The following is a 6,552-nucleotide window of genomic DNA, read 5'->3' as shown; positions in this document are numbered from 1 at the left end:
GGCGGTGAGCGCGGCGATGAGGAAGGTGTCGCGCTGCTCCCGCCTCGCCCCGGGGCCGAAACCGGTGATGAGCAGGTAGATCAGGAAGACGCCGGGAGTGAGCTTGACAGCGGTGGCCAGGCCGATCAGCATGCCGCGCGGCCACACCGGTCGCCTGGCCACGCAGTCGGCCAGGCAGAGCGCGACGAGCAGGATGTCCACCTGGCCGAAGCGGACCTGGTCCCTGATCGGCATCAGGTAGGTGCACGCGATCATCAGGACGGCGAACAGCAGCGGCGCCCACAGCCGGTCCATCCCGCGCAGTCTCTCCAGACCACCCGCCCAGCCCGTTCCACGAGGCCGGGTACGCGCATCCGCCCGTGCCAGGTCTCCGGCGGGCGTACCGGGAACGACCACCGGCGAGGCCGGCACCGCGCCCCGGGTGCCCGTCCCGGTGAGCAGGGCGCGGAAGGAGAGCCCGACGGTGACCGCCAGGGTCAGGAAGATCAGTGCCGTCCACGCCCACTGCGCCGCCGGCCACGACATCGCCGCCAGCGGGGTGGCCAGCAGGGCGGCCACCGGCGGGTAGGTGAACGGCAGCAACTGCGGCGCCGGGGTGACGAACCCGTAGACGGACCGGCCCTCCAGCACCGCCTCCCCGCCGGTACGGTACACATCCAGGTCGACCAGGCGCTGGTCGTCCACGTTGCCCAGCCAGTAGAGCACCAGCGGGGCCACCGCCGCGGCGACCAGCAGCAGCGCGGGCAGCCAAGGTAGCCACCTCAACCACGTCAGCCACGTCCACGTGCGCCGTCCGGCCGTGGTCACCTCGCCAGTCCTCACGACCAGGCAGGCTACCGTGGGGCCGGGGAAACGGCCGCCCGACGGATACGGACAGGGGAACGGATGGCTTCGACACCGCGCGGTCGCGGGCTCGCGCGCCCGGCCGCCACCGGGACGCCCGGCGCCGCGACACGGCCGGGGCGGCCCGCGCGGCCGACGCGCCCCCTGCCCACCGGGACTCCGCCCGCCGAGGTCGTCATCCGGTACGGAACACGCGGGTCACACGGCTCGAAAAAGAATCGGCCAACGGGGTTCTCCAGGACCGTGCTGATCACCATGTCCCTGCTGCTGGCCGGGGTCTGCGGGCTCCTGGGAGCCCTTGGTGCCGGTACGGCGAACGCTTCGGTGCCGAGGGCGCTTCCCGAGCGGGTCGTGGTCATCGGGGTGCCGGGGCTGGAGTGGAGTGACCTGGACCCGGAGCGGACCCCGAACCTGTGGAGGCTCGCGGGCGAGGGCGGGTCCGCCTCCATGTCCACCCGGGCGGTTCCGCCGCCGGACCGGGGGATCACCTGCCCGGTGGCGGGCTGGCTGACGGTCTCCGCGGGCCAGCGGGCGGGTGCCCCGGGCGCGGGCTGCGCGCTGCCGCGCACGCCGGAGGCGACCTCCGACGGCGGGGCGAGCGTGCCCGGCTGGGACGAGCTGTCCGCTTTCAACGCCACCACCTCCTACCGGCCGGTGCTCGGGCAGCTGGGCCGGCTCGCGGCCGGAGCGGGCCTGAAGGTGGCCGCCGTCGGGCCGGGGGCCGCGCTCGCCGCCGCCGACGCATCAGGAAAAATCGCGAAATACGCGGCGAACATCGAGGAACTCGGCGAGCTGTCCCCGTACGGGCTGATCGTGGTGGAGGCCGACGACCTGGCCAGGGCCTGGATCGGCGGCGGCCTCACCCCGGACGGCGTCCCGGTCTCGATGACCGCTCAGACCAGGCGGGAGGCCGTGGCCAGAGCCGACCGCGTGGTGGGCGCGGTCCTCGACCGCCTGCCCCCGCCACGCGCGGCCGCCACCGCTCCGGCAACGCCCCCCACGCCGACCTCCGAAACCACCCGGGCCCCAGGAACCGCGCAGACTCCGGAAGCCGGAAAGACACCCGGGAGCGGGACCACGGTCCTGCTCGGCGGCCTGGCCGACACCTCGATCGCGCCGCACCTGCACGTGGCGATCGCCCGGGGCCCGTCTCCCGGCGGTGAGCCGTACCCGCGCGGCTACCTCACCGCCACCTCCACCCGCCAGGACGGCCTGGTCGCCAACACCGACCTGACCGCCACCGCGATCGACCTGCTGGGCCTGCGGGCCCCGAACGGGGTCGTCGGCCGCGCCTGGCAGGGCCAGGAGCCGAGCGGGGAGCCGGTCGCGGCGACCGTGCGGAAGCTGGCGGACGACGACCTGGCGAGCCAGGTGCTGCGCGAGGTGCGAGGACCGTTCTTCACGGTGTTCGTGGCGGTGCAGATCCTGTTCTACCTGCTGGCCGCCGTCGCGATCCGGCGGGGCTGGGGCGGCTCCCGAGCCCTGACCGCCGTCCAGGTCGTCGCCGTGGTCAGCGGGGCGATCGCGGTCTCCACCTTCCTGGCGCAACTCGTCCCCTGGTGGAGCCTGCCCGCCCCGATGGCCGCGGTGATCGTGACGATCCTCGGATTCGCCTGCGTGATCACGGGGGTGGCGTTCGCCGGGCCGTGGCGGACGCACCCGCTGGGCCCGCTGACCGTGGTCGCCGCCATCACCTCGATGGCGCTGCTGGCCGACGTGATGACCGGCTCGGTGCTCCAGGTGAACGCGGTCACCGGCTACGAGCCGGTGACCGGCGGGCGCTTCTACGGTTTCAGCAACATCGCCTTCGCCGTCTACTCCGCCGGTACGATCCTGGCCCTGGCCGGGACGGCCCAGTGGCTGATCTCACGCGGCCGGCGCGGGCTCGCGCTCGCGGTGTGCGTGACGTACGGGGGGCTGGCGGTGTTCGCCGACGGCTGGCCCGCGTGGGGCGCCGACTTCGGCGGGGTCCCGGCGTTCCTGGTGGGGGTCGCCATCCTCGTGATCCTGCTGGCCGGTGGGCGGGTCTCACCGGTCAAGCTGGGCCTGGCCGGTCTGGCGGGTGTCCTGCTGATCGGCACCATCGCGGTCGCCGACTGGCGCAGGCCCGCCGACCAGCGCACCCACCTGGGCGCCTTCGTCCAGCAGGTGCTGGACGGGGAGGCATGGACCGTGGTCGGCCGCAAGTTCGGCGCGATGATCGGGGTCACGGTCGGCAACTGGTCACTGTCCCTGCTCACGCTGGTCGCGCTGGCGTTCCTGTTCCTGGTGCTCGACCGCCCCTCGCGATGGGGGGCCTCGGCCCTGGGCCGGGCCTACGCGCTCTCGCCCGCGCTGCGCGCCGGGCTGATCGGCGCGCTGGCCTGCGCGCTGATCGGCTTCCTGATGAACGACTCGGGCATCGCGATCCCGGCGATGGCGCTCACGGTCGCGGTTCCACTGACGCTCGCCGCCTCCGTGCGCGCCCTGGCGCTCTCGCCGCCCAGCACACCAGGGCGATCGTCAGTGCCAGCAGCGTCCACGGCACCACCCGCTCCCTGAGCAGGGTCTTCATCCAGAGCAGGTCCTCGGGGCGCAGCGCCTCCCTGGCCGGCAGGTAGCCCAGCGACAGCGCGACGACCCTGGCGACCATGAAGCCCTCCAGCACGGGCCAGGACGCCATGGCCAGCAGCGCGAAGGCCAGCCCGTCGTACCAGGGCAGCGCGTACGGCGCGGCGAACAGCCAGGCGACCACCATCACCGCGGCGACCGCGGGCGCGGTGTCGCCGGGCGCGGTCTCCGCGGGCAGTGCCCGCAGCAGCAGCCAGGCCAGGCAGACCATCAGCAGCAGGGAGCCGATCTGGATCCAGGCCGAGTACGCGCCCGGCCCGAAGAGCGACTGGAGCCCCACCTTGACGAGCTGCCAGGGCGTGGCGAGGGAGACCTTCCTGCTGGCGGCGCTCACCTGGTCGAGCACGTGCGGCCCGGCGACGGCGTAGATCGCCACCACGGTGGCCGTCGCGGTCCCCGCCACCACGGCGAGCCTGCCCGGCGAGCGGCGCAGCTCCCACGCCGGGCCGAGGGCGACGAGCCCGGCGTTGAGCTTGACCCCGATGCCCACCCCGAGCAGCAGCCCGGAGGCGGCCCCGCGAACCGTGAGCGCGGCGACCATGCAGGCGATGGCGAGGGTGTCGATGTGCATCCCCGCGCCCAGGTGGTAGATCATCAGCGGGTTGGCCGCCCAGAGCAGTGCCGCCCGCCCGCGCAGTTCCTCGTCCCCCCTGGCGAAACGGTGCAGTAGCAGCGCGGTACCGATGAACGCCGCGGCGTTGACCGCGGCCATCACGAAGACCGTCAGCCGGACCGAGTCGCCGCCCACGAGGCTCGCCAGCGCCTGTACCGCAGTGGCGACCGGGCCGTAGACGCTGGTCACCCCGGCCCACTCCTCCACCGCGCCGGTGACCGGATCGTGGGGCAGCAGGGCGGGGGTGACCGCGTAGGGGTCCTGGCCGAGCGTGACCAGCCGGCCGTACGCGGCGTAGTTGAGATGGTCGGCCGAGCCCGAGGGCGGCAGGAAGGCGAGCAGCCCCGCGGCGGCGCAGCCCGCCATGAGCAGCCAGCGCGCCTCCGGCCTCCACCGGGACCTGAGCGCGGCGGCGAGCCCGAGCCCGCCCAGGAGGATCGCGGCGGCGCCCATGGCGATGACCAGATGGGCGCTCACCGGAACGTCCAGCGAGTACGGCGGCTGCCAGGACGGCCCGGGCAGCCTCGGGACCATGGCGGAGGGCCCCAGCAGCCCGATCAGGACCGTGACCGCCACCGAGAGCCCCATGGCCCCGAACGCGGCGATGTCGAGCCTCCGCGGCATGCCGCCGAAGGGGCTCCGCCTCTTGTCGCCGACCGACGCCTCCAAGCTCACCCGCAGATTCCAGCACATCCCACAGGTGCCCGGTGCGGCAGCGGCGGACCGGACGGCACCGCGAGGAGCGGCGGGCGACCTGTTCTCCCGGTGGCCCCGGCCGTCCCCGCATCCCGCGTGTGACCTCGGCCGACCCACGACGACTACCCGCACCGCCGACTCTCGCATGACCTCTGACCTGCAAAGACATCACAGATATGGAGGCCGCGGGTCCTCGCCGGACCCGCGAGGAGTCGCTCGGCCGGGTGAATGCCGCCAGGCTCAGCGGCGGACCAGGAGGGCGCGGGCGACGTCGCGGAACTGCCTGGCCCGATGGAGCTGGGCCCGCCAGTCGGTGCCGGTGGCCCGGTGGGCCATCTCCACCTGGACCTCGCGTACCCGAAAGCCCTTTCTGAGCAGATCGATCGTGAGACCGGTCTCCACGCCGAAGCCGTGGGCCAGTGGCCGGGCGGCTTCGAAGGCCGCCCGGGTCAGGCAGCGCTGGCCGTTGAGCGGCTGGACGGGCGTCCAGCCGGTGGCACGCTCGACGCCCTCACGGGCGAGCTTCACGACGAACCCGTGGCCGCCGAGCTTCACCCGGGTGGCGAAGACGGCGATCGTCATGTCGACCTCGCCCGCCGCGACCGGCTCGATCAGCGGCGCGGCGGTACTGGCGGTCTCCCCCAGGTCGGCGTCGAGGAACAGCAGGTGCCGGGGCTCCTCGTCGTCGAGCAGGCGGACGGCCTCGGCACCGCTCTCCATCGCGGCGGCCTTGCCCCGGTTGTGGCTGTGCCGCACGACGTGGGCCCCGGCCGCCTTGGCCACCCGCCCCGTCTGGTCGGTCGAGCCGTCGTCGACGACCATGACGAGATCGACGCCGGGGAGCGCCAGGGCCGCGGCCACGGTCGCCCCGATCCGATCATCCTCGTTCTTGGCGGGAATGATCGCCGCCGTACCGGTCATCGAACACCTCCAGCGTGGAAACCCCGGGCTTCGGCCGTGGGGAGCGGGTCATCCCTGGGATTCGGAGGTCATCAGCTTCTCCGGCAGGGTCTCGTGCACGACGAAGACCGAGTCTAGGCCCGTGACCTGAAGGATCTTGCGTACGGCGGGCCTGGGCGCCGCCACCTCCAGTGTGCCGCCGCGCTCGCGCAACCGCTTGAGCGCGGAGAGCAGCACGTTCATGCCGGTGGAGTCACAGAACTCCACGGCGGACATGTCGAGGACCACGAGCATGGTCTGGCTCTGCCCGAGCAGCCGGGTGAACTCGGCCTGCAGGCGAGGTGCGGTGTATAGGTCGATTTCGCCAACGATGGTCACGACGGTGTGCCCGGCATGAGATCGAGTTGAGACTTTTAGCTCCACAGCGGGCACACTAGCGGCGCGAGAGCCACCGGTCACGCTCTCTTGAACAACCCGAGTCGTCCGCCCTTTGTCCCCCGTTTCGGCCTCATGGAAACCCGGAGTGCGCGAAGCTTGACACTGCGCAACACCGGCTTGGCCGGAAAAGGGAGAAGACCCGACACTCCCGATCATCGCTGCGCTACGGCAGCGACAGCCGTTGAGTTATAGGAAACGGGCTCGAACGCATCCGTCAACGGCCCCGGCCTGAAGGCTGGAGCTTGAGGTGCCGCACCGCGCACCGCCGGCTCCACGTTGACCAGCCCCAGCCATCACGATGTGGAGGTGCAACCAGATGGCTACGTTGAACACACGCCGGCAGACCGACTCCGGGGTGCTTCCTCAGCCCCGGACCCTCGAATCCACGTCGGCAGACACCCCGCAGGGTCGGGACGAAACGGGACATGGACGCCGCAAGGCAACGGGTGTTC

At 72.7% G+C, this 6,552-nt stretch carries 5 protein-coding genes; 1 reads left to right on the top strand and 4 read right to left on the bottom strand.

Annotated elements, in window-relative coordinates; genetic code table 11:
- A partial coding sequence (locus tag ABZ260_RS43935; RefSeq protein WP_355629858.1) for a glycosyltransferase family 87 protein occupies window positions 1–822 on the bottom strand: 822 nt, incomplete at its 3' end.
- 264 nt (window positions 823–1,086) lie between these two features.
- Between ABZ260_RS43935 and ABZ260_RS43930 the strand changes: the two genes are divergently transcribed.
- Window positions 1,087–3,384, top strand: coding sequence for a hypothetical protein (locus tag ABZ260_RS43930; RefSeq protein WP_355629855.1), 2,298 nt, complete (start codon window positions 1,087–1,089; stop codon window positions 3,382–3,384).
- On the opposite strand, the gene mptB is transcribed toward ABZ260_RS43930, so the two are convergent.
- The 3 genes from mptB to ABZ260_RS43915 all read right to left on the bottom strand — a co-directional run bounded on the left by mptB (window position 3,266) and on the right by ABZ260_RS43915 (window position 6,085).
- Window positions 3,266–4,741 carry a polyprenol phosphomannose-dependent alpha 1,6 mannosyltransferase MptB gene (gene mptB / locus ABZ260_RS43925; protein WP_355629852.1) on the bottom strand — a complete coding sequence of 492 codons (1,476 nt, stop codon included), beginning with the start codon at window positions 4,739–4,741 and terminating at the stop codon, window positions 3,266–3,268. The two genes, ABZ260_RS43930 and mptB, sit on opposite strands and share 119 nt — an antisense overlap.
- Before the next feature lie 261 nt (window positions 4,742–5,002).
- A complete protein-coding gene (locus ABZ260_RS43920) occupies window positions 5,003–5,683 on the bottom strand; it encodes a glycosyltransferase family 2 protein (RefSeq protein ID WP_355629849.1) in 681 nt (226 codons plus the stop codon).
- Window positions 5,684–5,731: 48 nt separating this feature from the next.
- The gene (locus ABZ260_RS43915; RefSeq protein WP_350913998.1) at window positions 5,732–6,085 is read right to left on the bottom strand and encodes an STAS domain-containing protein; all 354 of its coding nucleotides are present in this window, start codon (window positions 6,083–6,085) and stop codon (window positions 5,732–5,734) included.
- Window positions 6,086–6,552 lie beyond the last annotated feature (467 nt).

The organism is Streptosporangium sp. NPDC006013 (assembly GCF_040614275.1).
GTDB lineage: Bacteria > Actinomycetota > Actinomycetes > Streptosporangiales > Streptosporangiaceae > Streptosporangium.
Note: the sequence above shows the minus strand (reverse complement) of the source record. Positions and strands in the feature narration are given on the sequence as shown.

Coding starts and splice junctions, on each gene's coding strand:
- ABZ260_RS43920 (WP_355629849.1), bottom strand. CDS start 5,683: ATGACCGGTACGGCGGCGATCATTCCCGCCAAGAACGAGGATGATCGG.